This window comes from Bacillus sp. CGMCC 1.16607, assembly GCF_042683745.1.
Taxonomy (GTDB): domain Bacteria; phylum Bacillota; class Bacilli; order Bacillales; family Cytobacillaceae; genus Pseudoneobacillus.
The window spans coordinates 1-24,435 of the sequence record NZ_JBHUJX010000011.1 but is presented as its reverse complement, the minus strand read 5'-3'; the positions used below and the strand labels follow the sequence as shown (position 1 = coordinate 24,435).

The following is a 24,435-nucleotide window of genomic DNA, read 5'->3' as shown; positions in this document are numbered from 1 at the left end:
GAATTTTTTTCGCTGAAAAATCCATTTTAGAAACGAGATTTTAGCAAATCTAAATAAATGAAAAATAAATAATATATGGGTATACTGATAAGTAGCAGTTTGAATTATTTATGCAAGAATATAGATTGGAAGGATGAGGGAAAATGTTTGATGTAGCAATTATTGGAGCAGGGCCTGCAGGTGGTAGTGCGGCTATTTTTTCAGCAAAGGCTGGGAAAAAGACACTATTGCTAGATAGCGATCAAAGTATGACAAAAAGAGCTTGGATGGAAAATCATTATGGTATTGATGCTATTGGAGGACCCGACCTCATTGAAGTTGGGAAAAAACAAGCTGTGAAATTTGGTGCTGAATTCGTTCAAGAAAAAGTGGTCGGAATTGAAAAATTAGATGGTGGATTTTCAGTTCAAACTGAAGGAAATTCATTTGAAGTGAAAAACATTATTATTGCTACTGGTGTATTAGTTGATTTAGCTGATAAAGTAGGACTTAAAACAAAAGATGGTACTGAACCAAGAATAAAAACCGTATTTGATGTCGATTCGCAAGGGAAAACAAATATTGAAGGTATATGGGCTGCAGGGACTTGTGCAGGTGTCAGTGTACATACGATCATTACAGCAGGTGATGGAGCGAAAGTTGCGATTAATCTCCTAAGTGAATTAAATGGCGAAAGATATGTTGACCATGATTTGATGAAATAAACGATGAACTATTGCTCAATATTTGAACAAGTTTTATATAACTTTTAATTAAAAGAGGCTGTTGAACAAGGTTCAACAGCCTCTTTATTCTTTTATGCCTCAACAATATTTACTTCTTTCATATTGTCGCCTTGTTTAATTTGGTCTACGTGTTCCATACCTTCAACTACTTTTCCGAATACAGTGTGAACACCGTTTAAATGCGGTTGTGGTTCAAAAACGATGAAAAATTGTGAACCGCCTGTATCTTTTCCTGCATGTGCCATAGAAAGTGCGCCACGCTCATGCTTATGTGGATTACCTTGTGTTTCACACTTAATAGTGTATCCAGGTCCGCCTGTCCCACGGCCTTCAGGGCAGCCGCCTTGTGCTACGAATCCAGGAATGACACGGTGGAAATTCAAGCCATTATAGAAGCCTTCTTTAATTAATTTTTCAAAATTGGCTACTGTACCAGGAGCCTCTTTCTCGAATAACTCAATTTTCACTTGTCCGCCTTTTTCTAAATCGATTACTGCATATTTGCTCATATGTATAAACCCCTTTCAAAATTTCGATATGTAAAAGCATACCATTCAATTATATGCTATTCAAAATGAAAAAGAAAATAATAGGTAAGTGAAAAGGATTTTTTCCATATTCTATTGAATTAAAAATAAAAGGAGTGAGGATTTTATGCTGAAATTAAATCAATATAATGATGTGGAAGTATTTAAAAATGAAGTCATTCCCTTTCTAGAGAAGGATGAAATAATAAATGGGTTATTATTAGGGTTGTTATTAGCGGTTAAGGATGCTCAACCGATATTTATGGCTACTCTCACTCGGGAAGAAAGTCTCGTTCTTGTTATTTTTCAAACGTCCCCGAAACAAATGATTTTATCGAAATCGGAAGATCTAACTACAGATGAAATCAACCAATTTGCAAATTTATTAAATGTAAGTGTTGCTGACCTTCCGGGTTTTATAGGGGAAAGGAATCTTATCATCGAGCTATCAAAATATATCACTCATTTACGTAGTAAAATTCCAACAGTCCATATGAATCAACGCATTTATCGGTTAGATACAGTAACAAAGAAAGCAGAATTAAATGGTTCACTCGTTCATCTTGGTTTAAAAGACTTACCTCTTGTTAAAGAATGGCTATACCAATTCTGTATCGATATAGATGAAAAAATGAGTAAGGAACAAGCAGAAGAAAAAGCGTTTGAAATCCTTGAACGTGGAAGAATTTATGGGTGGGAAGTAGATGGAGAACTAGTGTCGATGGCAAATGCATCACGACCGACATCTTCAAATATTACGGTTAACTTCGTGTATACACCACTTTCTGAAAGGAAAAAAGGTTATGCATCGAGTTGTGTTTCAGCCATAACAGAATTAATGTTGGAAAGTGGTTATAAAACAACAAGTCTATATACCGATCTAGACAATCCAACCTCCAATAAAATATATATGGAAATAGGGTATAAACCTGTTTTTGATTCGATCGTTATTCATTTTAATGAGTAGAAAATAAAGTGCTCATTAAAAATTAGAATAATATTCGCTTATCCCTCCTTTTTAGGTCATAATAGAAAGAGTATTTTTTAGCAAAGAAGGTAGGGGTATTTTTTGACAAATTTTTTAACGCTCGGTATTTCCGAGTCTATGGTGAATACATTAAAAACGCAAGGGATTGCTGTTCCAACTTCCATTCAGGAACAAGCTATACCATTATTATTGGAAGGTAAAGATGTAATTGCCCAATCCCAAACGGGTACAGGAAAAACATTTGCTTTTATATTGCCAATTTTAGAAAAGATAGATGCGAACAATAGACATATTCAGGCCTTGATCGTGACACCTACTAGAGAACTTGCTTTACAAATCACAAATGAAGTAAAGAAGTTAATTGAGGATCGACAAGAGATCAAAGTTTTAGCTATTTATGGCGGCCAGGACGTTGATCAACAGTTAAAGAAATTGAAAAATGGCAGTCATATCGTAATTGGTACACCAGGAAGATTATTAGATCATATTCGAAGAGAAACGGTTAATTTTTCAAAAACAAAATTCTTAGTTTTAGATGAAGCAGATCAAATGCTTCATATTGGATTCCTACCGGAAGTGGAACAAATTATTAATGAAACAGCTGCTAGTCGTCAAACGATGTTGTTTTCTGCAACGATGCCAGAAGAAATTCGCAAATTAGCTCGTCGTCATATGAAGAGTCCTCAAAATATTCAAGTGGAAAAGACGCAAGCACCACTTGAAAATATAAAGCAAATGGCGATTTCAACCGTTGACCGTGCAAAACAAAGAGATTTAATCGAACTACTTCATTTATATCGTCCATTTCTTGGTGTGATTTTTTGTCGAACAAAACGGCGGGTTAGCAAGCTTTATGAAGCTTTAAAGGCGGAAGGATTTAACTGTGATGAATTGCATGGGGATTTATCACAAGCAAAACGAGAGCAAGTAATGAAGCGGTTCCGTAAGGCTGAAATTCAGTTTTTAATTGCGACAGATGTGGCCGCTCGTGGACTTGATGTCGAGGGTGTCACCCATGTATTTAATTATGACATTCCAGAAGATACGGAAAGCTATATCCATCGTATAGGGAGAACAGGTAGAGCTGGTGGTGAAGGTCTTGCTGTAACATTGTACGCCCCAAAAGATCGTGAAGACCTATTAAGTATTGAAAAAGACTTAAACCTTTCTATACCGAAAAAGAATATTGGTAACGAAAAAAGGAATCTGGGGATAGTAACTGGTGAATCGGAATTTGATTTGGAACAGTCAATCGAATCACAACCACAAAGACGTGCGAAAAAAGGGAAAAACGAAAGACAGGCTAACAGAAGAAGCAATAACAGGGATATGAAAGTAACTGGGCAAGGAAGAGATTCAAGAGACAGAAATCCACGAAACAGAACGGAGAGTGGATTCCATGGTGCAGGTCCAAGAAGAGAAGTACGGGACGGAAATCTAAGAAACAGAACTGAAGGCGGATTCCAAAGTACAGGTCCGAGAAGGGAATCCCGAGACGGAAATCCACGAAACAGAACAGAAGGTGGATTCCAAAATTCAGGCCAGAGAAGGGAATCAAGAGACGGGAATCCACGGAACAGAACAGAGGGCGGGTTCAGAAGTAAAGGTCCGACAATGGAATCAAGAGATGGAAATCCACGGAACAGTACAGAAGGCGGGTTCCAAAGATCAGGTCCGAGAAGGGAATCTCGAGATGGAAATCCACGAAATGGTTCAGAAAGCGGATTCCAAAGTCCAAGCCCAAAAAGGGCATCACGAGACGGAAGTCCTCGAAACAGAACAGAGAATGGTTTCCAAGGTAAAAAGTCTTTCGGTCAGCAATCGAGAAAACCGAATAGAAGCAACGGTAGTCTACGTTCTAGAAACAAATAAAGAAAGGGCTGATTCAATGTTTTTATTGAATCAGCCTTTTTATCAAAAGATAAGAAAGTATAATATCTTTGGACTTCGAAAATTGTCCAGCGCAAGCGTCCTAGCCCCGACGTACAGGATGTATTATTGTCAACAATGCGACAGGACATCGCGCTCTTGTCGACCTCGAGGTCAAATGTTCGCCAGCCAAAAAGTCAAAGAACCGACTTTCCGGCTGGCAAAGCATTTGCTTGTCGGGGCTGATCAAGGCGCTTGGCTTTTCTTATCTTGTGATTTTTGCCTTCAAGTTACTAAAATCGATATTTTGATAATAGCTGTTTTTCACCAGAATATTCGGACCTAAACACTTTACTGCAGGACAATGGCAGTTGAGTTCATTTGCGAGTGATGAGGAATTCCATTTCTCAAAAGCGTCTTGTAAACAAGTATCTTTAATATTCCCGAGCGGAGGAGTATCACCAAAATCTGTCACAATGACGTCTCCGCTAAAAATATTAACATTTAAACGAGAACGACCGTCGGGATCATTTCGAACCGTCACGTTTTTACTTTTATACAATCGATCTAGCAAGACCAAATCCTCTTCTTGACTACTACAAGCATAAAAGGGTAAAGTCCCGAACAGCATCCATGCATCTTTATTGCGGATGTCTAGCAAATGATGAATGGCTGCACGGATTTCATCTAAAGACAAAGTTTCTAAATTGCTAGCAAAATCGCTGGAATACATAGGATGTACCTCATGGCGTTGACAGAGCATATCCTCAACAATTTGATGGTGAATTTTTTCCAAATGAGGTAGTGTTCGTTTATTTAACATCGTCTCCGCTGACACAATTACTCCTTCGCTCACTAAAGCTCGGCTATTTTCAATCATTCGATCAAAATATTTGATCCTTTGTTCATAGGTAGGTTTTAATTCCATTCGGGCAAAGCCTGCTTCTGCGAAATCATCTAAAGTTCCCCAATTATGTGAGATATGTAAGACATCTAGGTAAGGAATAATCATTTCATAACGTGACAGTTCCATTGTTAAATTAGAATTTATTTGAGTACGGATTCCGCGTTCATGTGCATATTTTAGAATAGGAATTACATAGTTTTTCACAGATGATAAGCTTAGCATCGGTTCCCCACCTGTAATACTTAAGGAACGAAGTGTCGGGATTTCGTCTAATCTTTTTAAGATTAAATACATAGGTAAAGCAATCGGATCTTTCGTTTGTAAAGTATAACCGACCGCACAATGCTCACATCGCATATTGCATAGTGTAGTTGTTGTAAATTCGATATTGGTTAGGGTTAATTGACCGTATTGATCTATATCCATGTACGCTTCCCATGGGTCATACTGTGGTGTAATGGCTTGCAAAGTTTTCATCACATACTCCTTTCAAAACACTAGTAATTATAGATTATGAGGATACTTAGTTGTCAATCCCATTCAAGATTAATCATGAAATTTTTAAAATTATATACAAATCGACATTATTTTCAGTATAATGAAACCATCATAAAAAAATTGAATCGGCAAAAAACAGGTGCGAAAAATTTATTTTTATAAAATTTTAGCTTAATAGGGAAGTTGGTTAAAATCCAACGCGGTCCCGCCACTGTAAATGAGAGTAACCTATAGAAAGTCACTGTCCAAATGGATGGGAAGACATAGGGAGCGATGATCATGAGCCAGGAAACCTGCCTGTTTTTTTTGCACCTTTGCCTACGCGGATAGGAGGGTGTTAAGACAGCGGCGTTTCATGACGTTCATTGTACTTAACCTTAACTCCTCCTTTTTAGGGGGATTTTTTTATGTATATTTTAAACATAGATAGGAGAGAACACGATGGGACGAATATGGAATATAGCCGTAGTATTCGGGCTAGTATTTGCCTTATTTGCAGGGAGCTTTCAAACAACTTCATTTGCAGCAGAAGCTGGGAAAGAATCGATAACGGTTGTAGGAACTGACGAAACGGAAGTTTTATTATCTGAAACGGAAATCAATCCAGATGGAAAGTCAACAGCTCTTCAAACCTTAATAAATGCAGTAGGTTCAGGTAATGTTGAGATTTCCGAATCGACTTACGGTAAGATGATAACAGGAATTAAAGGGTTGAAAGCAAAAGATAACTTTTTTTGGGCTTTTTATATTAATGGAGTATCTGCACAAGTAGGAGCAGATCAATATATAGTTAAAAAGGGAGATCAAATTAGCTTTCACTACGTAGACTGGAAAGCAGCCCCACTAAAAGCGGCTACACTTAAAGTTATAAGTAATACTGGCTTAATGAAAGAAGCTACGGATATTGCTTTTGAGAATGAACCAACAGCATTTCAATTACTTCAAGTCGTCTTAGGCGATAAAGTAAAATATACGGAATCACAATATGGAAAAATGATTACTTCCATTGATGGTCTTGAAGGAAAAGATACATATTACTGGGCTTTTTATGTCAATGGACAAATAGCAACGGTTGGTGCGGACAGCTATAAATTAAAAGCAGGAGATCAAATAAGCTTTCAATATGAATCTTGGGAAAAGCCAGGGGAAGAAACTGAGGAGCTGCCAAAAGAAGATACTAGCAAGCCAATTAGTGAACCGATTTCCAGTGAGAAAATGCAAAAGTCGATTGATCTTGCAAGCCAATACGTCGTCAAAAATCAAGTTGGCGAGTGGGAAGCCATTGCATTGAAACAAGCTGGAAAGGAACTATCAAAAAACTATTTAGAAAATATTAAAAAAGTGATTAAGGATAGAAATGGACGTTTTTCGAAAATTACAGATTATGAGCGATACACTTTAGGAATTGTGGCTGCAGGTGGAGATCCCTCAAATATCGCTGGATATAATTTAATTGAAAATATTTATAATGGTGAAGTCACAAAACAAGGATTAAACGGAGTTCTATATGCTCTAATCGCATTGGATAGTGCAAATTTCGAGATTCCAAAAACAGCTAAATGGTCTCGTGAAAAATTAATCAATTACCTTCTAGAAAAACAAAATAAAGACGGTGGCTGGTCTTGGGACGGAAGCGCTACTAGTGATATCGATACGACAGCCATGGTATTAACTTCTCTTGCACCTTATATAAATCAAGAAAACGTTAAATTCAAAATGGATACAACAGTAAACTATTTATCAAAACAATATGCATCAGCAAAAATCAATAATAGCTCAACTGCAGCACAAGTAATCATCGCCCTTTCCGCTGCAGGGATCGATGCAAATGGAGACCTATTTGCCAATAAAGAAGCGAGTCTGATGACTTATTTATTAACCTTCCAAAATAAAGATGGTGGATTCGATTGGCAAGGTGGGGACGTAAGCGATGTAATGTCAACGAGTCAAGCAATTCAAGGGATTGTTTCATATCAGTTATTCTTGAATAATAATGGTTCTTTGTATCAGATATCTCAAAGTCCAGTAAGTAGCTCAAAAGTGGATGACAATAGTGAAATTTCTAATCCGATCAATAAAGTAGTAGAAGGTAAACTACTACCAAATACAGCAACGAATACGTATAATCTTTTCGTATTTGGTCTGATTCTACTGCTGCTTGGGGCAATCCTCTTTATGATAGAGAAAAGAAAGAAGGCATAATGCTCTATGAAAATGAAAATATCCCTCTTGTTTTTGGCAGGAGGGCTCTTTTTTATCAGTGTGGCTGGAATCCAACAATATAAGTCATCAAATATCCAAACTGCCACTTTGGAAAAGGCAAAGGAAGTTGTAAAAGTGAAAGAGGCACAGATACTTGATGGTTCAGCAGTGACGATTAAAAATGAAGAAGTGCTAGGACTACTGCGTCTGCCAACTATAAAAGAAGAATTACCAATTGTTAAAGGTGTAACCGAAGATGCACTTGAAAAAGGGGTTGGTCATTATGACGGGACAGCCTTACCAAATCAAAACGACCAAATTGTCTTATCTGGACATCGGGACACCGTCTTTAGAAGATTAGGAGAGTTGAAGGTGGGCGATGAACTCATTGTTGATATGACATACGGGTCATATTCTTATATAATTGACGAGACTTTTATTGTCGATGCTGATGACCGAACAGTAATCCGTCCGACAGCACCACTTGAAAAACTAACCTTAACGACTTGTTATCCTTTCCATTTCGTTGGAAATGCACCACAGCGCTATATCATAAATGCAATTCGAAAGTAATGGGGGTTCGAGAATGATCCGATTAATGAAGAAATTAACTTATATTTTTGCTTTAATTCTTACCTTCAGCTTAATTGGTTGTAGTTCAACCTCAAATGTATCTAAAAGTGAGACGAATGAAGAAAAAATAAAAGTGGAAGAAAAACAGTCCAATGTTGATACCAAGTTAGATGAGAAATCAGATTCACACAATACAACAGAGGAAAAAAAGGTAGAAGAGAAAGAGATAAAAACGGATACCACAGACTCAACTAATAATCAAACTCAGACTACCTTAAAAAATGAGCAAAGCATTAATTCATCAACTAATGTTAGCTCACCAAAAGCTCAATCGTCTACTACTGTAAAACCAACAACTAAAGAAAATCAAACGAATAAAAAACCAAGTGAAACTACAAAACAGCCTAAAACAGTTATTAAAAAACAACCACCTCAAGCTTCTACCGTTTCTATCACTATTATTGGTCCTAAAGACATTGGCATTGTACTTGGGAAAACGAATATTAGCTTTAAGGATGGCGATACAGTGTTAGACATTCTTCTAATGGCAACAGGTAAGAAGATTTTCGTGGATTATAGTGGTTCTGGGGCAATGGCTTATGTAAGTGGGATTGATGATGTTTATGAATTTGATTACGGTCCTAAAAGTGGCTGGACTGCAAAGCTTAATGGATCCACTCTTAATAAAAGCTCAGGAATTGTAAAAGTAAAAAAAGACGACCAAATGGAATGGATTTATTCAGAGGATTATTCGGAGGAATAAAATGAAAACCCATTTTAGTGCTTTTCATCCCAGTGTTACTTTTTGCTATTACATGGTTTCACTAGCATTACTTATGCTATTTATGCATCCATTCTATTTAACAGTAGCTTTTTGCATTCTAATCATTATTCATTTTGTCCATGATCAATTTGAAAGTTTGCGGCGTTGGCTCTTTCTTATGATCATTAGCGGACTACTCATCTTCTTAATGAATCCCCTTTTTAATGAAAGGGGACGTAATGTTTTATTTGAAATCTTTGGGCATCGAGTAACGGCCGAGGCTGCCATTTACGGTGGAATGTCCGCCATTTCTATCCTCGGAGTCATGATGATCTTTGTTTCCTACAATGAAATCATGACAACAAACAAACTTTTATTTTTATTTTCAAAAATCATTCCGCAATTTGCAATCTTGCTAATGCTAACACTACGATTTATTCCGTTAATGAGAAGAAGAATCGAGGATATTTCGGCTGTTCAAAAAAGCAAAGGGATTTATATAAATCATGGACCGTGGCGGGATCGGCTAAAAAAAGGGATGCTTTACATTCAAGTATTATTAACCTACTCATTAGAAGAAGCCATCCAAACAGCTGATTCGATGAAAGCCAGAGGTTATGGCAAACCAAATCGCTCCTCATATGAACATTTCTCTTTGAAAAAATCGGACATATTTGCCTTTATTTATATATTTAGCTTAGTTTTTTCTCTCTTATATGGTCGTTTCTTAGGGTATGGTTTCCTCACTATTTACCCAAGAATGGAATCGATCCAATTAGTACCGATTGAGTTAATCCAGATTTTCATTTATGCATTGCTTTTATGTTTTCCATTATTTGTTGAATTGGGGGGTGTAATCAGATGGCGTTTATTGAAATGAATCATGTTTCTTTTACCTACCCAACGTCTCAATCTGTTGCTTTAAGTAATCTTCATTTTCAGGTGGAAAAAGGTCAATTTGTCGTCCTTTTTGGAGCTTCAGGTTCAGGAAAGAGTACGCTCTTACGATTATTAAAAAAAGAGATTCAGCCGCATGGAAAACTAGATGGTGAAATTTTCATAAACGGCCTAAACCTTAAAGGTGATGGACAACATTCAGGCTCAATTGGATTTGTATTTCAAGATCCTGAAAATCAAGTGATTGCGGAGGATGTGCTTGATGAACTCGTTTTTGGGTTAGAGAACATCGGTCTTTCGACAAATGAGATGAGAAGTAGAGTAGCAGAGATGGTTCATTTCTTTGGAGCTGAATCACTTCTTCATCGTAAAACAAATGAACTTTCAGGTGGAAAAAAGCAGCAAATCAATTTAGCTTCCGTTTTACTCATGCAGCCTGAAATATTGCTTCTAGATGAACCTACTGCTCAATTAGATCCTGTAAGTGCAAGAGAGTTTTTAGATATGTTAGTTCGTTTAAACGAAGAGTTTGGTATGACTATTATTCTTGCGGAGCATCGACTAGATGAGGTTTTCACGATTGCAGATAAAATTGTCATGATGGAAAATGGGAAGATTATTGCAGATGGTGAACCACAAAAGGTCATGGAATCGATATGGAATTCACGACAACATGCATTTGTCCCATCGATTCCATCACTTTATTTAAGTAGCACAAAAAAAGATGCAGATAAAAAGGTCCCTTTGTCAGTAAAGGATGGGAGAAATTGGATAAGAGAGAAAACACTTCAGAAACAAAACCAGGGAAATCAAGAAGTATGGAAACAGAGCACTCAAAAGGTGTTAGACGTAAAAGACATATATTATCGTTATAGTAAAGAAGATGACTTCGTATTAAAGGACTTTCAATTTTCTCTAATGCAGGGAGAAATTTATGCTTTACTAGGGGGAAATGGTTCTGGGAAGTCAACTTTCTTAAAACTTTTAACGGGAATACATAAGCCAACTCAAGGTAAGTTATTCCTTCATAATCAACCACTAAAATCATGGGGAAAAAATGAACTATCAAGAAGGATAGGATATTTACCTCAAAATCCAAAAATCTTCTTTATCCATGATACGGTCGAAAAAGAAATCGAAGAAACGATGAATAGATGGGGGATAACGTCTCAACAGGAAGTAGATTTATTATTAAACCAATTAGGAATCGCACATCTTCGGAAAAGTCACCCATATGATTTAAGTGGAGGAGAGCTTCAAAAAGCAGCATTAGCTTGCTTGCTCTTACGTAAACCGGAAGTATTGTTACTAGATGAACCAACAAAAGGGTTAGATCCTATTTCAAAGGAAAATTTTGCAGAAATTTTGTTAGAGTTAAAGGAAAGTGGTATGACGATTTTGATGTCTACCCATGATGTGGAATTCGCGGCACAGTACGCAACCAAATGCGGAATGATGTTTCAAGGGAATATTACTTCAGAAAATAGTCCGAGAAAGTTTTTCAAAGGGAATTTCTTTTACACAACGATGGTGCAAAGATTGTTTAGGAACCATCCTGATGTTGATATTGTGACATTCGAGGAGGCGCGTCTACTTTGCGGAATCGAACAAAAGTAGCATTGCCTGCACTTATTCTCTTGGTCACAGTGTTACTTTGGGTATCTCTTATATGGGATGAAAATTACTTATTATTGAGTTTTGGACTTGTTATCCTATCCATTCTATATCTAATTTTTCGATTTGAGAATAGAAAAGTGGATGCACGTGAGCTAGTTCTACTTGCCGTGTTAGCTTCGATTGCGGCAGTTGGTAGAATCCCGTTTGCAAGTATTCCCAGTGTTCAACCTACAACATTTGTGATTATGATGTCAGGACTTGTATTTGGTGCAGAAAGTGGCTTTATGATTGGGGCAGTAGCAGCTTTAGCCTCAAATATGGTTTTGGGTCAAGGACCCTGGACACCTTGGCAAATGGTGGCATGGGGGTTTGTTGGTCTGACAGCTGGACTATTAAATAAAACCAGATTTATGAATAGCATTTTGGGGAAAATCATATTTGGAGTCATTTGGGGCTTTCTTTTTGGATGGATTATGAATTTATGGTCTTTATTTTCTTTTACTCAATCAGGCGAAATATTAAATAGTAAATCGTTTTTGACCTATTTAGTGGGAAGTGCATTGTTTGACTTTATGCATTCCATGTCAAACGTTTTTTTCCTTTTAGTTTTCGGAAATGTCTGGATGAAAATTCTTTCAAGATTTAAGAAAAAGTATGGTCTACTAGAATAATCAATATAATCCCTCAGAGGATCACTCTGGGGGTTTTATCTATTTTTAGAAAAAAGAGATTTTTCATACAAAATTATCTATCCTTGGTATAATTAGGTGAGAAGAATATGTTGAGGTGAATTTAATGATTAAAACTGGGGATGAAGTAGTAGATTGGAAATCATTTAAGGCTTGTAGCGATGAGAAAAAAGTAGTTTGGATGGAAAACGGGCAGACCAATCAGATTGGAACGACGAGTGAAAAGATTTGGCTAGATGAAGAAAACGATATCCTCTTCAGACAGCAAAAATTAGTGTTTTTAGATCCAAATAAGAGAAGTCGCACGATACAGTTAGCGATTAAACATTCAACCTTCGAACCTCTTAATTGCCTGGATGAAGGAAGTATGATTGTAAAACTGGAATATCATACTGAATACATAGATTTAGAGGTTACTGATGGAGATAATATCCGAACGATGACCATTGATAAGGATCATGGAGCTTTTGACTTGTTTTCGCTTGAGCTTTTGCTAAGGCTATTACCTTTGGATATTGGCTATAAAGCAGAGCTCGAGGCTTTTAATCATATGGTAAAAGCTACTGTACCCGTACAAATTGAAGTGACAGGAATAGATAAAATATCAGACGGTATAAAAGAGGTTGATGCATGGTGTATCCAACTTCATTTTGGAGAAAATCTACAAACCTATTGGATTAGTAGTAAAACGAAGGAACTATTAAAACAATCCGTAAAATTATCTGAAGGAGTCTATTTTGACTTTGTGAGATAGAATAATACTTTCTTTAACGAATTAACGCATCGGGGGTCAGACCCCGGATGCGTTAATTCGCTAAAGGAACTGTTTAAATATTCAAAATAAACAAGCAGGAATTAGTTCCTTTTCACTAGAATATACATAAGTGAATTTATTTAGAAATGGGGTCAATAGGAATGTTATCTTTTAAGAAGCCGGATGTGGAACAGTTTTTCCGTACATTCGCTATACAGGATTTTGCGGTTAATCATGACGAAACACAGCTTATTTTTAGTACAAATATTAGTGGCAAATATAACTTGTGGGCAATGGATCTTCCTAACGTATTTCCATACCCACTAACCTTTATTGACCAAAGTAGTCACGGTATTGTGTATGATAAACAAGGTCGATTTGTTATTGCTGGCTTTGATAAAGATGGGGACGAGAATGCTCAATTATATGCACTACCTCCTAAAGGTGGAGAATTAAAGCCTTTGCGAACGCAAGAAGGCCATCGTCATATGAGTCCGTTCCTTTCAAAGGATGGAAAACGACTTTATTACACATCTACAAAAGACGATCCAACTTGTTTAAAAGCCTATTGCTACAATCTTGAAACAGAAGAAGAAACCGTTGTCATTGAAGGTGTAGATGCAGCAACATACTTGTTAAATACAAGCCCAGAGGAAAAAAGCTATTTATATTTCAAACATTTTGCCAATACTCACACGCTAGCATACGTTAAACGGAATGAGGAAGAAATTCTACTAACACCTGCAACAGTAGAACAACACACCATTAATGGTGCAGTCTATATATCAGAAGATGAACTATGCCTTCTGACAAATTATAACGATGACCTATCCTATTTGGCTAAATTTAATTTGAACACAAAAGAATTTACGAAAGTCCTAGCTAAAGATGGAGAAGACTTTTCAGAAATTAAATATGATAAGAACCGAAATGCCCTCTATTTAGGAGTATCTAAAGGAGTGGAAGATTATCTCTATCATTACGATTTACAAACCGGTGAATTAACAAAAATAGAAATACCTGCAAGCATTATTGAAAAAATCCAAGTGACAGAGAACGGAAATCTCTATCTTCTTGCTCGCTCTGCAACAAGTCCTTTTAATATTTATAAAAAGGGGCCATCCCAACCAAATTGGGAAGCATTAACAAACTATGGAGTCCCAGGCGTCGATGTGATTGAATTAATCGAACCAGAAGTATTAACTTATCCTTCATTTGATGGTCTAAAAATCGAGGCATTATTTTTCAAAGCAAAGGAAGAAACAAATAATGGTCACGTTATTTTGTGGCCTCATGGTGGTCCGCAATCAGCTGAACGAAAATCATTTCGCTCGCTATTCCAATTTTTAGTGAATAGAGGCTATAGTATTTTTGCTCCGAACTTCCGTGGTTCTTCAGGGTATGGATTAAAATTTATGAAAATGGTAGAAGGTGATTGGGGTCACGGACCTCGTCTCGATAATGTAGAAGGTCTTGAGTTTTTAATTAATAACGGCTACGCGGACCGTAATAAAATTCTTTTAATGGGTGGAAGCTACGGAGGTTACATGGCCTTACTACTTCATGGACGTCATCCGGATTACTTTAAAGCAGTTGTTGATATATTTGGACCGAGCGACTTATTCTCATTCATCGAATCAGTACCGGAGCATTGGAAGCCAGCTATGAATCAATGGGTAGGTGACCCTGTAAAAGACCGAGAAAAATTAATCGAGTATTCACCAATCACCTATTTAGAAGGAATGGTTAAGCCGATGCTAGTCATTCAAGGTGCAACGGATCCACGTGTTGTCAAAGCGGAATCAGACAAGATCGTAGAAGCACTTCAAAAGAATGGTGCAAGTGTTGAATATATGGTCCTTGAGGACGAAGGTCACGGGTTCTCGAAGAAAGAAAACGAAATGAAGGTATACCGAGCCGTTCTAGAATTCTTTGACCGTTTTATTTAGTTAAATATAATCAAAATTCGCATGTGTTTTCGGAAACGAACTCATATGCGAATTTTTTTGTTGTTTGGGCTGGAAAATTTTGTTGACATTGGAATTGAATGAAATGTATATTACTGTTAGAAGTATTTTTTATTGCTCTTTAGAGTAAAAAGGGAGAGGTTAAAATGAATGATTTAAGATTAAATGTTGAGCTTTTGCGGCAAAGAGTTCACAATCTAACCGTTGCAGCTGCCACAGTTGGCTTACGTCCGGCAACGGTCTCCAATCTTTGTACAGGGAAAATTCCGCTAGGAAGAGCAGAGGTAAAAACACTTGTAGCTCTTGCTAATCTTGCGGAATGTTCAGTGGATGAACTCATTATTCGAGGGGAGGAAGCAGAGATGCTTGAAACGGGAATTAAAGTTATAGATTTGTTTGCTCCTTTAACTCGAGGTGGAACGATTGGATTTGTGGCAAGGCCTGGAATGGGGCAATTAGTTATGTTGGCAGAAATCTTTCGCAGAATGAATCAACAAGGTCATCCAACTGTCTTTTTATTACCGGAAGAAGATGTGCCCGGTTTAAGTGATGTGATCAATGAAACGAAATATTTATGTCACTCTCCAAAGGAAGTATATGAAAAAATCCTCGAAATCGATAACAAACAGAATATATTTCTAGCTGCTGACCGTCAAAACGTTCTCACTGGTGAAATTTATTCATTAATTGAGAAACTTCAGAATGCTGGAGTATTAACGACCACATTATTAGTGGATTTACGTGGAGATGCAGTTGATGAACAAGACCCTTATGGACCGCTTGATTCCTTATGGCAGTTCGATGCAGAGCTTATATCAAGAAAAATGTATCCAGCTATCAACCCCATTTATTCAACATCCGTATTACTTGAAGGGGCGCATTTAGATAAAAATCATATGCAAACGCAACAACAAGCTAGAAAAATACTTCGCCGTTATCGTGAGTTAAGATTTTTGGATAAGGGGAAGATGCCTGCGTTAGAGAACGAAATTTTTCAAAAGGGTCTCCGCTTAGAGGCTTATTTCACTCAAACATTTTTCATTGCTGAGCCATTTACAAAAAAACAAGGTGTATTTGTACCGTTACAAAATACCCTTTCGGAGGTACAAAGGATTATTAAAGGGGAATTTGATCATGTGGATGTAGAGTCACTTATCTATATTGGAAACCTAGAGGAGGTAAAATAGGATGGAAGTGGTTAAAGGTTATGTAAAGCTTTCAAATGTTGAAATGTATTATGAGATGGCAGGAGCTGGGGAGCCTTTGTTACTCATCCATGGAATCGATTCAGATTCGCGCATGTGGGAGCCTCAGTTTAATGAATTTTCCCAGCATTTTCAAACGATTCGAATCGATCTTCGTGGATTTGGTAAAACAATCATGCCAGCTGGCGAATTTCAATTGCTTGATGATCTATATGATTTATTAAATGAATTAAAAATAGAAAAGGCTCATATTTTAGGATACTCTTATGGCGGGACAGTAGCGCCATCGTTTACGATAAAATACCCAGAAAAAGTGAAAAGTCTAATATTAACGAGTGCAGGAATGGTTGGACACAGATGGTCTGACGAAGTAAGTGTATATTTTAAAAGATTCCAAGAAACATATAGTGAAAATAATTATGAGGAGATGATGAAGCTTCTAAAATGGAAAAGTGTATACGGTCCGTATCGGAAAGAAGAAGGTTTAGATGAAATTTGCCAATTACTTGATCAAATGTTTCTGCATGCTCTAGCAATTGTCCCCCGAGACGGGAAGCCGCTTCCAACGGGGGATACAAGGGAGTTACTACATACGATCAATGTTCCCACTCTGATACTAGTAGGAGAATTAGACTTTGAGGATTACCACCAAATGGCTGATTTTTATCATCAACAAATACAAAATAGTCAAATAGTAGTGGTTCCTAATGTTGCCCATTTTATGAATTTAGAAAATCCCAAACTTTTTAATCAAACCGTAATAAATTTTCTAAATGATTTATATTTGTAGGCATGAAATCCTAATTAGTAAATTATAATCTATGCCATCTTACCTATTTTTAATAAATTCAAAAAACACCCCCAAATTCCAAAAATGTGAATTCGAACCTTTTAAGGAAATACATGGAGATAATTTTAGGTAAAAATGAACAACGAAAATGAATAGGGGGCAAAGGAATGAAGAAGTTTTTTCAAATCAATGTGTATTGGATCATGGCATTTGTATTATTTGTTAGTTTCGCAATACCTCAAACAACCTTGGGTAAAAGTAAATCAGAGCAAATTCACTTGCATATTCAAAGTGGAGAGCTGAACAAAAATGCAAAAGTTACTCTCATTTATAAGGAAAAAGATAAAGAGAAGCAGATTTCTTTCAGTAGACAAAATAGCTCACTTTACAAAGCAAGTAAACCGAGCGGGTTTGAAGCTACGAAGGATGTCACATTTAAAGTTAAAGAAGATGATGAAACAGATTCTTATAATCCTACAAAAGTTACTGGTAGTAAAGGGACAATTAATTACTGGATCGATCTTTCAGATTCTGAAGATGGAACAGAAGATGATAAAGATGAGTATTCCACATTTACCTTAAATAAGCCAATTTTTCCCCTTGTTAAGGATGTTTATGATAATGGGGATGGAACATTTACCGCGTATTGGGGTTACCAAAATGAGAACGATGTTACGATAGACGCATTGGACAGTAGGCTTATATCCGCGTATGTTTATAAAGGGGATGCTCCAATATTAAAAGGCTTTGCAGAAGGGAAAGTGGAGGAAGCCTTTAAAACGATATTTGTTGGTCCTTCTATTTCTTGGGAATTAACTGGGCCTGATAAAGTGAAGAGAACCTCAACTGCATATGCAAGTAATGCTAAATCGTATAAATCGGTTCAACCTTTAGTAAAAGCTGTATATAATAATCAAAATGGTTCTTACACTGCATATTGGAGCTATCATAATGAAAATAATGTTAAGGTTGATTCAAAGGTAAGCCAGTTTACAACCCCGGCCCTAAATAATTTACAACCTATGAAAACAAATTTTCTGCCTGGATTTGTTCATGAAGCTTTTAAAACGAATTTTAATGGATTAACACTGTCATGGAACTTAGAAGGATTAAATGGCACAAGTCATACCGCTATTGCTGAATCACGTTTTGCTAAAAACTATGTAGAGTTATTTCCAACTGTTAAAGCAGTTTACGATAATGGTAATGGTACATTTACAGCTTATTGGGGTTATCAAAATAGGAATGATGTAACAGTGGATGCAAAAGAAAGTAAGTTTATTTCTGGAGATGTGGACATCAAAAGTCAACCAATGAAGAATGATTTTATTGCAGGAACAAATCAAGAGGCTTTCTCAACAATATTTAAAGGTACTCATTTGATATGGGAAATAACAGGTCCGGATGGACAGAAGAAAATCGTTACAGCCTATTCTTCTAACGCACCGAAGTATTCAGCATTAATCCCGACCTTAAGTAAAGTATATAACAACGGGGATGGAACATTTACTGCTGTTTGGGGCTATCAGAATCAAAACATTGTGGAAGTAAATGCTGGTAGTAGTAACTTCAAAGGTCTAGTATTAAAAAATGAAGTTGCTAAAAAAGATCAGTTTAAACCAGGTGTACAAACGAATGTATTTGAAACAACTTTTAAAGGGACGGAAATTTCATGGTTCTTAACTGGTCCAGATGGAATTTCACGTACGGTTACAGCTTACTCTAAAGATGCTGTGGCAAGATAAGGTTGAAAGAGCCGACAGAAGGTAAAAAACTTCTTGTCGGCTCTTTTTTGGGAATTGTAAAGACCGCTCATTTAATTATTCACTGGCTCTGGTTCACTTAGGAAGTCCTTTAAGACCTCGCGATTTTTAGGCATATCTAACTTCAAAACTGCGCCACTATGTTCGTATTGTTCATTGACATAACCATCTTTGACAGGGATTCTTAATGTTTCTACTTTATCTATTGGGTTTAAAAGCATTTTTGATGAGATGGATAGCATTTTTTCTAATGGTATATCTGTATCTAAATGTTCAAATGAATCGGAAACAAGTGAAGGCATTTTCGTGAAACCCTCAAATGAAACTAGACGATTTTGTAATGTATCTTTAAGAAGGGTCAGGACTTCTTGTTGTCTTCTAACTCGGCCAAAATCACTTTCTCCATCATGTCTATATCTAACATAAGAAAGTAATTCTTTTCCATGAAGAGAATTAACTCCTGGTTTTAAATTTAGACGCATATCGTTGACTATATCTTGCTTCACATGGACAGGAATCCCTTCCGGTGCAAGCGTATCGATAATTTTCACAAAACCTTGAAAATCAATGATTACAGTATGATCAATTGAAATATCAAAGTTTTTCTTGATTGTTTCTTTTAATAATTCTGTTCCACCAAGAAAATAGGCTAAGTTTAATTTATTATATTTTTTACTATAATTTGGAATTTCTACATAACAATCTCTCATTAAAGAGACTAATTTTATATTTCGATGCTTTGAGTCATATTGGGCAACGATCATAGAATCTGCACGTGATACTTTCTCCCCGCGTGTATCACTGCCTAACAAAAGGAAATTGATTGTTCCCTCATCATTTTTCTTCATTTTCTTCATTTGTTTAGCTTGATTTTGCTCTTTTTTCAATCTAGATAAATCTTCATTTTGGATATTTTTTGCATCGGAAAAGCGCAATTTTATTTGATTTTTTTGCTGTTCGGGTAAAACACTTTGAGTAGGCGTTTTTCCTTCATTGTCTTCTGGGAAAAATTGTGCACATGACGTTAACAATAAAAGAATGAAAATGGAAAACAGTTTAAACATCATACACCTCCCTCCTATTTTAGTTTTTCACTAATTAAAGGAGTTAAGTATATTAAATATTGGAAGATAGTTGGACTTATTAAAACAAATGAATTGTTATTTAAAAAAAATGATAACATATGGTAAGATAAGTGATGGAATAATAAAGTGATTATTCCTATTTACAAGAAATAAGGAGAGTCAAAATGGAAAAGATATTCATTTTTGGTCATAAAAATCCTGATACTGATACAATTTGTTCAGCTATTGCTTACTCTGAACTAAAAAATAAATTAGGATTTAACACAGAGCCTATTCGTTTAGGACACGTAAGTGAAGAAACAAAATTTGCATTAGACTACTTTAAAGTAAAAGAGCCGCGTTTAGTTGAAGCAGTTGCAACGGAAGTGGAAAATGTCATTTTAGTTGATCATAATGAACGTCAACAAAGTGCTGAGGACATTACTGAAGTTCGTATTTTAGAAGTAATCGATCATCATCGCATCGCAAATTTTGAAACGAAAGATCCTTTGTATTTCCGTGCCGAGCCAGTAGGTTGTACGGCAACAATTTTAAATAAAATGTACAAAGAAAATGGAGTTTCTATTCCGAAAGAAATAGCTGGCTTAATGCTATCAGCTATTATTTCCGATACATTATTATTTAAATCACCAACATGTACGAAAGAAGATATCGATACTGCTACTGAATTAGGAGCCATTGCCGGAGTTAATATTGAGGAATATGGCTTAAATTTGTTGAAGGCAGGAGCAAATTTAAGTGTAAAAAGTATTAGTGAATTAATTTCATTAGATTCGAAAGTATTCCCAATGGGTTCATCAAAAGTGGAGGTTGCCCAAGTAAATGCGGTAGACACAAATGATGTCCTTTCTCGTCAAAAAGAACTTGAAGCAGCTCTTACAGAAGTTATTGAAGAAAAAGGGTTAGATTTATTTGTATTTGTTGTGACAGATATTTTAACGAATGATTCTATTGCAGTCGCATTAGGTGAAGCAACAAAGAATGTAGAGCAAGCATTTAATGTTACATTGGATAATAACACAGCAACACTAAAAGGTGTTGTCTCACGTAAAAAGCAAATTGTACCACCGTTAACTGCAACATTTAGTTAAATTAGAAAAGAACTGTTCTGTTTTTCGATGACTAAAAAATTTACACTTTTATCGTATTCAAAAAGGATGAAAACACAAGTTTTTGTCCTTTTTTCGTTTTTAGATAAAAATAAAACCAGCTTCCATGAGGAACTGGTTTGTTAGAAAGGTTATGTAGCCGCCTTTGCCGTATTTATGTGATAAGAAAGTTTTAAACCACCACTCCTCAAAGTGGGTGTTCGCTAAAGGTTTCCTGCTTGTCCTCCTTGTCGTATAGACAGAGGCATGTCATTTCACCTTCGATAAAAACTCCCTATTACAGCTTAAAGGTTAAAACTTAATTATCATTACGTACAACGCAGCTTGTATTAGTATAATACCTTAATTATTTACCATTTTCAATGGCAGTTGTTACCTTTAAGCTTTTCTTTTTTATTTCCAAAATAATTCGTTCCAACAACTCCAAGAATGATAAATATCGATCCAACAATATGATGAAGATGAATGGTTTCATTTAGGAATATAGCTCCTACAATAATAGAGACGATTGTAGATAAATTTGAAAAAACACTCATTTGTGACGCTGAAATCTTTGATAAAATAAAGTTAGAAAGCAGGGAAGTAACTAGAGACGCAAATATTCCTAAAAACACAATGGAAATGACGAATTTCATGTTTGACCATGGTGCTACGAATTCCACTAAAGTGCCAGAATTAAGATGGTTAATAATAGCCATACCATTAAAGAAAATTAAACCTAAACCAAGCATAAAAAAGGTAATATCAAGAGGTTTGAAATCTTTAGCTAGCGATCTAGCCATGACGGTATAACCTGAAATCGAAAGGCATGATAATAATAGAAGACTGATTCCTAAAAGATTATCCAGATCAATAGATCTTCCTTTCATGATAAAAATGAAAATAACCCCGAAAACAGATAATAATATGGAAAGCTTTTGAATATAATTTGTTTTTTCTTTTAAAAAGTATGATGCAAATATTGCGGTTATAATTGGTGTCGTTGCAAATAAAATGCCGCCTTCTGAAGATGGAGAGTATTTAAGACCAAATGCTTGAAAACTAAAGAAAAGGGTCGGATAAAATAAAGCCAATGGAATGAGTTTCTTTATTGTCATTAAGCTTATATTAATTTTTACAACCTTTAGTAATGCAAGTATTAAAAGGGCAAAAAATGAAATGGTAAATCGGAATGCTAAAGTATCTAAAGGACTAGAAATCATGATTGCTGTTTTGGTAAATAAAAAGGATAAACCAACAATACTCGCGTTTAATATGGCAAAAATATATACAATATATAATCCGGACTTTTTCATGGGGACCTCTCCTTTGCTAACTATTTATCATATTTACATGTTAACATCACTTTTTGGCAGAAGAATCGTCTGATGGAAGGTCTTGGACTACAACTTTAGTAGGAGAATTTTGTTATTACGGTTTTCACATATATGTTATTATTGGAATTATATGGACCATATTAGATGGAGGGGAAAGGCGATGGAGAAGCGACCAGAAACGAACGACTTTGCACCTTATTATGCTACTTATATTAAACTTGTTCCCAGTGGGGAAGTTAGAAATATTCTTCAACTGCAGTTTATTGAATCACTGCATTTACTTAAGGGTATTTCAGAGGATCAAGGACATTATCGTTATGGAACAGATAAATGGAGTATCAAAGAGGTAATTGGTCATTTAACAGATACGGAACAAATTATGACTTACCGTCTCCTTTGTATTGCAAGGGGGGAAACAGGGGATCTACCGGGATATGACGATAAAGTATACGTTCAAAATGGGTTGTTTGAAATGCAGTCAATGAACGATCTGATAGAAAATTGGAAAGTTGTAAGGCAATCCACACTTCAATTACTAAATAGTTTAAATGAACAAGCTTGGAACCGAAGAGGGAATGCAAATGGATTTGAAGTAACTGTCAATGCATTGGCATATATTATAGCAGGGCATGAACTTCATCATCGGAAAATATTAGAAGAACGATATCTGGAATCGGAGGATTATCCTTTATAATGATAAAACGAAGAAAGCCCTCCTTTAGCACGTATTTCGAAAAATGAGGGCTTTCGAAAAATCAAACGAAATCATTGACTATCTATAGTATTAAAGCTTTTTCAAGAATAAAATGAATAAGTTCATGATCATTTATTATAAACGGGACCTCGGCTGGTTCAGCCCAAATACGTGTCTTAGCCTCATTTTCACGTAGAAAAGGATAACATTCTGAAATATCCATTCGATAAAATAATTGATATCCGATGAGTGGATATTTTCCGTTTGGATCAAATAATGGATTATTTTTATGGCTTACTTCGATAGCGCCTAACAATTTAATTGTTCCTTTTACATAGCCTTCTTCATATACTTCACGATGTATTGCATTTTCTGGTAGCTCTTCTTTTTCAACATGACCTCCTGGGAAATTAAAACCTCTTCCTTCAATTTGGACTAATAAAACTTTTTCTTGTTCAAAACAAACACCATGTACACTTGTCACTTTATCATAATTAGGTAGAAAACCAGGATACCATGTAAGTTTAACGTTGTGGCCATTCCAATCAACATAAATGGATTTTTGCATATCTAAGACCTCTCTAATTTTATTTTTTAAATCAAATGAAGGGTATAAAATCGGAAAATTATTATCTTATATCGAAAATAGCACATAAAAAGGAAAAAAGGGTAGCAATTAAAAATTAATATGAGCAAATAGAATAGGAGTGTGTATTATGTTTAATAGCATCATTGACTCAGAAAATATTTTAAGAGATTTAATCGGTAAACCGAGTGAGGTTGCTCAGAAAAAAGTGATTAATTTTCTTGATTCGCATTGTCAAGATTTTATTTCGAAATCGCCATTTCTTGTAATGAGCACAACTGATAAGGATGGTTTTTGTGATGTTTCTCCAAGAGGGGACCAGGCTGGGTTTGTTTTGACTCTAAATGAGAGATATTTGGTCATTCCGGAGAGGAAAGGAAATAATCGAGTGGATTCATTACGAAATATATTGCAAAATCCACGAGTTGGTTTACTTTTCATCATTCCAGGTTTAAAAGAGACTTTGAGGGTTAATGGAAAAGCGTCTATTATCCAAGACGAAGATATTATGATACAAATGGTGGCTAACGGGAAAAAACCATTGGTAGGGATTGCGGTAGAAATTGAAGAGTGTTTTATTCAATGTGGTAAAGCGTTAAAACGTTCATCGCTTTGGCAACAAGAATCGTGGTTAAACGATGGGAATCTGCCTTCTGCAGCAAAAATTCTTTCCGCTCACGTTAATATTCCTGGTATGGATGAAAGAAAGATGAAGGAGAGGCTAGAAGAAGGGTATATCAAAAGACTATACTAATTTTGTTAATTGAAATAAAAAAATAAATCCCCACCATCTATGATATGCTCCCCTTTAAGTAGACAGATTAAAAAATAAAAATCTGTTTACTCAAGGGGAGTATTTATTTTGTCTAAAAGGGCTTATCCTGTAGAGGAAAAATTGAAGATATTAAAGG

Annotated in this window: 22 protein-coding genes, 1 other RNA gene and 1 riboswitch; of the genes, 17 read left to right on the top strand and 6 right to left on the bottom strand. The window is 35.9% G+C overall.

Annotated features, from left to right (window positions below; all coding sequences use genetic code 11):
* Positions 1–143 precede the first annotated feature (143 nt).
* Positions 144–704: an FAD-dependent oxidoreductase gene (locus ACFSO7_RS07045; protein WP_377876597.1), complete on the top strand. Its 561-nt coding sequence runs from the start codon at positions 144–146 to the stop codon at positions 702–704.
* A gap of 92 nt (positions 705–796) precedes the next feature.
* Here the strand turns inward: ACFSO7_RS07045 and ACFSO7_RS07040 are convergent, their stop codons facing one another.
* The gene (locus ACFSO7_RS07040; protein WP_377876596.1) at positions 797–1,234 is read right to left on the bottom strand and encodes a peptidylprolyl isomerase; all 438 of its coding nucleotides are present in this window, start codon (positions 1,232–1,234) and stop codon (positions 797–799) included.
* A 145-nt stretch (positions 1,235–1,379) separates the two neighbouring features.
* Here ACFSO7_RS07040 and ACFSO7_RS07035 point away from each other — a divergent pair, with 145 nt between their 5' ends.
* Together ACFSO7_RS07035 and ACFSO7_RS07030 are read left to right on the top strand one after the other, a co-directional pair.
* Positions 1,380–2,219 carry a GNAT family N-acetyltransferase gene (locus tag ACFSO7_RS07035; RefSeq protein ID WP_377876595.1) on the top strand — a complete coding sequence of 280 codons (840 nt, stop codon included), beginning with the start codon at positions 1,380–1,382 and terminating at the stop codon, positions 2,217–2,219.
* 102 nt (positions 2,220–2,321) lie between these two features.
* A complete protein-coding gene (locus ACFSO7_RS07030; protein ID WP_377876594.1) occupies positions 2,322–4,112 on the top strand; it encodes a DEAD/DEAH box helicase in 1,791 nt (596 codons plus the stop codon).
* Positions 4,113–4,374: 262 nt separating this feature from the next.
* Here the strand turns inward: ACFSO7_RS07030 and yfkAB are convergent, their stop codons facing one another.
* Complete coding sequence (yfkAB, locus tag ACFSO7_RS07025; protein ID WP_377876593.1) at positions 4,375–5,493, bottom strand: radical SAM/CxCxxxxC motif protein YfkAB; 1,119 nt, start codon at positions 5,491–5,493, stop codon at positions 4,375–4,377.
* Positions 5,494–5,634: 141 nt separating this feature from the next.
* Positions 5,635–5,829, top strand: a riboswitch (cobalamin riboswitch).
* Between the two features lie 126 nt (positions 5,830–5,955).
* Here yfkAB and ACFSO7_RS07020 point away from each other — a divergent pair.
* The 11 genes from ACFSO7_RS07020 (at position 5,956) to ACFSO7_RS06970 (ending at position 18,716) form a co-directional block, all read left to right on the top strand.
* Complete coding sequence (locus ACFSO7_RS07020) at positions 5,956–7,716, top strand: DUF4430 domain-containing protein (RefSeq protein ID WP_377876592.1); 1,761 nt, start codon at positions 5,956–5,958, stop codon at positions 7,714–7,716.
* A gap of 6 nt (positions 7,717–7,722) precedes the next feature.
* Entirely contained in the window at positions 7,723–8,289 is a 567-nt protein-coding gene (locus ACFSO7_RS07015; RefSeq protein ID WP_377876591.1) for a class D sortase, read from the top strand.
* Positions 8,290–8,302: 13 nt separating this feature from the next.
* Positions 8,303–9,052, top strand: coding sequence for a DUF4430 domain-containing protein (locus ACFSO7_RS07010; protein ID WP_377876590.1), 750 nt, complete (start codon positions 8,303–8,305; stop codon positions 9,050–9,052).
* Position 9,053: 1 nt separating this feature from the next.
* On the top strand, positions 9,054–9,932 hold the full coding sequence (locus ACFSO7_RS07005; protein ID WP_377876589.1) for an energy-coupling factor transporter transmembrane component T: 879 nt from the start codon (positions 9,054–9,056) through the stop codon (positions 9,930–9,932).
* Positions 9,914–11,566, top strand: coding sequence for an ABC transporter ATP-binding protein (locus ACFSO7_RS07000; protein ID WP_377876588.1), 1,653 nt, complete (start codon positions 9,914–9,916; stop codon positions 11,564–11,566). Before ACFSO7_RS07005 ends, ACFSO7_RS07000 begins: the two co-directional genes overlap by 19 nt.
* Entirely contained in the window at positions 11,545–12,237 is a 693-nt protein-coding gene (locus ACFSO7_RS06995; protein ID WP_377876587.1) for an ECF transporter S component, read from the top strand. Before ACFSO7_RS07000 ends, ACFSO7_RS06995 begins: the two co-directional genes overlap by 22 nt.
* A 124-nt stretch (positions 12,238–12,361) precedes the next feature.
* On the top strand, positions 12,362–13,009 hold the full coding sequence (locus ACFSO7_RS06990; RefSeq protein ID WP_377876586.1) for a DUF3108 domain-containing protein: 648 nt from the start codon (positions 12,362–12,364) through the stop codon (positions 13,007–13,009).
* Between the two features lie 161 nt (positions 13,010–13,170).
* Positions 13,171–14,958, top strand: coding sequence for a S9 family peptidase (locus tag ACFSO7_RS06985; protein WP_377876585.1), 1,788 nt, complete (start codon positions 13,171–13,173; stop codon positions 14,956–14,958).
* Between the two features lie 164 nt (positions 14,959–15,122).
* The gene (locus ACFSO7_RS06980; protein ID WP_377876584.1) at positions 15,123–16,163 is read left to right on the top strand and encodes a P-loop NTPase family protein; all 1,041 of its coding nucleotides are present in this window, start codon (positions 15,123–15,125) and stop codon (positions 16,161–16,163) included.
* 1 nt (position 16,164) lies between these two features.
* Positions 16,165–16,971 (top strand): alpha/beta fold hydrolase, encoded by an 807-nt coding sequence (locus tag ACFSO7_RS06975; RefSeq protein ID WP_377876583.1) that lies wholly within the window; start codon positions 16,165–16,167, stop codon positions 16,969–16,971.
* A gap of 167 nt (positions 16,972–17,138) precedes the next feature.
* Positions 17,139–18,716 (top strand): hypothetical protein, encoded by a 1,578-nt coding sequence (locus ACFSO7_RS06970; RefSeq protein WP_377876582.1) that lies wholly within the window; start codon positions 17,139–17,141, stop codon positions 18,714–18,716.
* A gap of 71 nt (positions 18,717–18,787) precedes the next feature.
* Here the strand turns inward: ACFSO7_RS06970 and ACFSO7_RS06965 are convergent, their stop codons facing one another.
* Positions 18,788–19,801: an LCP family protein gene (locus ACFSO7_RS06965; protein WP_377876581.1), complete on the bottom strand. Its 1,014-nt coding sequence runs from the start codon at positions 19,799–19,801 to the stop codon at positions 18,788–18,790.
* Between the two features lie 182 nt (positions 19,802–19,983).
* On the opposite strand from ACFSO7_RS06965, the gene ACFSO7_RS06960 reads away from it, so the two are divergent.
* Positions 19,984–20,910 carry a manganese-dependent inorganic pyrophosphatase gene (locus ACFSO7_RS06960; RefSeq protein ID WP_377876580.1) on the top strand — a complete coding sequence of 309 codons (927 nt, stop codon included), beginning with the start codon at positions 19,984–19,986 and terminating at the stop codon, positions 20,908–20,910.
* A 150-nt stretch (positions 20,911–21,060) separates the two neighbouring features.
* Here ACFSO7_RS06960 and ssrS read toward each other — a convergent pair.
* Both ssrS and ACFSO7_RS06950 read right to left on the bottom strand, forming a co-directional pair.
* Positions 21,061–21,257: non-coding RNA, 6S RNA (gene ssrS / locus ACFSO7_RS06955), on the bottom strand.
* A gap of 30 nt (positions 21,258–21,287) precedes the next feature.
* On the bottom strand, positions 21,288–22,223 hold the full coding sequence (locus tag ACFSO7_RS06950) for a DMT family transporter (protein ID WP_377876579.1): 936 nt from the start codon (positions 22,221–22,223) through the stop codon (positions 21,288–21,290).
* 181 nt (positions 22,224–22,404) lie between these two features.
* Between ACFSO7_RS06950 and ACFSO7_RS06945 the strand changes: the two genes are divergently transcribed.
* Positions 22,405–22,938, top strand: coding sequence for a DinB family protein (locus tag ACFSO7_RS06945; RefSeq protein WP_377876578.1), 534 nt, complete (start codon positions 22,405–22,407; stop codon positions 22,936–22,938).
* An 82-nt stretch (positions 22,939–23,020) separates the two neighbouring features.
* Here ACFSO7_RS06945 and ACFSO7_RS06940 read toward each other — a convergent pair whose 3' ends face one another.
* Positions 23,021–23,506 carry an NUDIX domain-containing protein gene (locus ACFSO7_RS06940; RefSeq protein ID WP_377876577.1) on the bottom strand — a complete coding sequence of 162 codons (486 nt, stop codon included), beginning with the start codon at positions 23,504–23,506 and terminating at the stop codon, positions 23,021–23,023.
* 148 nt (positions 23,507–23,654) lie between these two features.
* On the opposite strand from ACFSO7_RS06940, the gene ACFSO7_RS06935 reads away from it, so the two are divergent.
* Positions 23,655–24,278 (top strand): pyridoxamine 5'-phosphate oxidase family protein, encoded by a 624-nt coding sequence (locus ACFSO7_RS06935; RefSeq protein WP_377876576.1) that lies wholly within the window; start codon positions 23,655–23,657, stop codon positions 24,276–24,278.
* The last annotated feature ends 157 nt before the right edge of the window (positions 24,279–24,435 follow it).

Bases quoted from the DNA above. Each gene is read 5' to 3' on its own strand.
- ACFSO7_RS07045 (WP_377876597.1), top strand. From the start codon at position 144: ATGTTTGATGTAGCAATTATTGGAGCAGGGCCTGCAGGTGGTAGTGCG.
- ACFSO7_RS07040 (WP_377876596.1), bottom strand. From the start codon at position 1,234: ATGAGCAAATATGCAGTAATCGATTTAGAAAAAGGCGGACAAGTGAAA.
- ACFSO7_RS07035 (WP_377876595.1), top strand. From the start codon at position 1,380: ATGCTGAAATTAAATCAATATAATGATGTGGAAGTATTTAAAAATGAA.
- yfkAB (WP_377876593.1), bottom strand. From the start codon at position 5,493: ATGAAAACTTTGCAAGCCATTACACCACAGTATGACCCATGGGAAGCG.
- ACFSO7_RS07020 (WP_377876592.1), top strand. From the start codon at position 5,956: ATGGGACGAATATGGAATATAGCCGTAGTATTCGGGCTAGTATTTGCC.
- ACFSO7_RS07015 (WP_377876591.1), top strand. From the start codon at position 7,723: ATGAAAATGAAAATATCCCTCTTGTTTTTGGCAGGAGGGCTCTTTTTT.
- ACFSO7_RS07010 (WP_377876590.1), top strand. From the start codon at position 8,303: ATGATCCGATTAATGAAGAAATTAACTTATATTTTTGCTTTAATTCTT.
- ACFSO7_RS07005 (WP_377876589.1), top strand. From the start codon at position 9,054: ATGAAAACCCATTTTAGTGCTTTTCATCCCAGTGTTACTTTTTGCTAT.
- ACFSO7_RS07000 (WP_377876588.1), top strand. From the start codon at position 9,914: ATGGCGTTTATTGAAATGAATCATGTTTCTTTTACCTACCCAACGTCT.
- ACFSO7_RS06990 (WP_377876586.1), top strand. From the start codon at position 12,362: ATGATTAAAACTGGGGATGAAGTAGTAGATTGGAAATCATTTAAGGCT.
- ACFSO7_RS06985 (WP_377876585.1), top strand. From the start codon at position 13,171: ATGTTATCTTTTAAGAAGCCGGATGTGGAACAGTTTTTCCGTACATTC.
- ACFSO7_RS06980 (WP_377876584.1), top strand. From the start codon at position 15,123: ATGAATGATTTAAGATTAAATGTTGAGCTTTTGCGGCAAAGAGTTCAC.
- ACFSO7_RS06975 (WP_377876583.1), top strand. From the start codon at position 16,165: ATGGAAGTGGTTAAAGGTTATGTAAAGCTTTCAAATGTTGAAATGTAT.
- ACFSO7_RS06970 (WP_377876582.1), top strand. From the start codon at position 17,139: ATGAAGAAGTTTTTTCAAATCAATGTGTATTGGATCATGGCATTTGTA.
- ACFSO7_RS06965 (WP_377876581.1), bottom strand. From the start codon at position 19,801: ATGATGTTTAAACTGTTTTCCATTTTCATTCTTTTATTGTTAACGTCA.
- ACFSO7_RS06960 (WP_377876580.1), top strand. From the start codon at position 19,984: ATGGAAAAGATATTCATTTTTGGTCATAAAAATCCTGATACTGATACA.
- ACFSO7_RS06950 (WP_377876579.1), bottom strand. From the start codon at position 22,223: ATGAAAAAGTCCGGATTATATATTGTATATATTTTTGCCATATTAAAC.
- ACFSO7_RS06945 (WP_377876578.1), top strand. From the start codon at position 22,405: ATGGAGAAGCGACCAGAAACGAACGACTTTGCACCTTATTATGCTACT.
- ACFSO7_RS06940 (WP_377876577.1), bottom strand. From the start codon at position 23,506: ATGCAAAAATCCATTTATGTTGATTGGAATGGCCACAACGTTAAACTT.
- ACFSO7_RS06935 (WP_377876576.1), top strand. From the start codon at position 23,655: ATGTTTAATAGCATCATTGACTCAGAAAATATTTTAAGAGATTTAATC.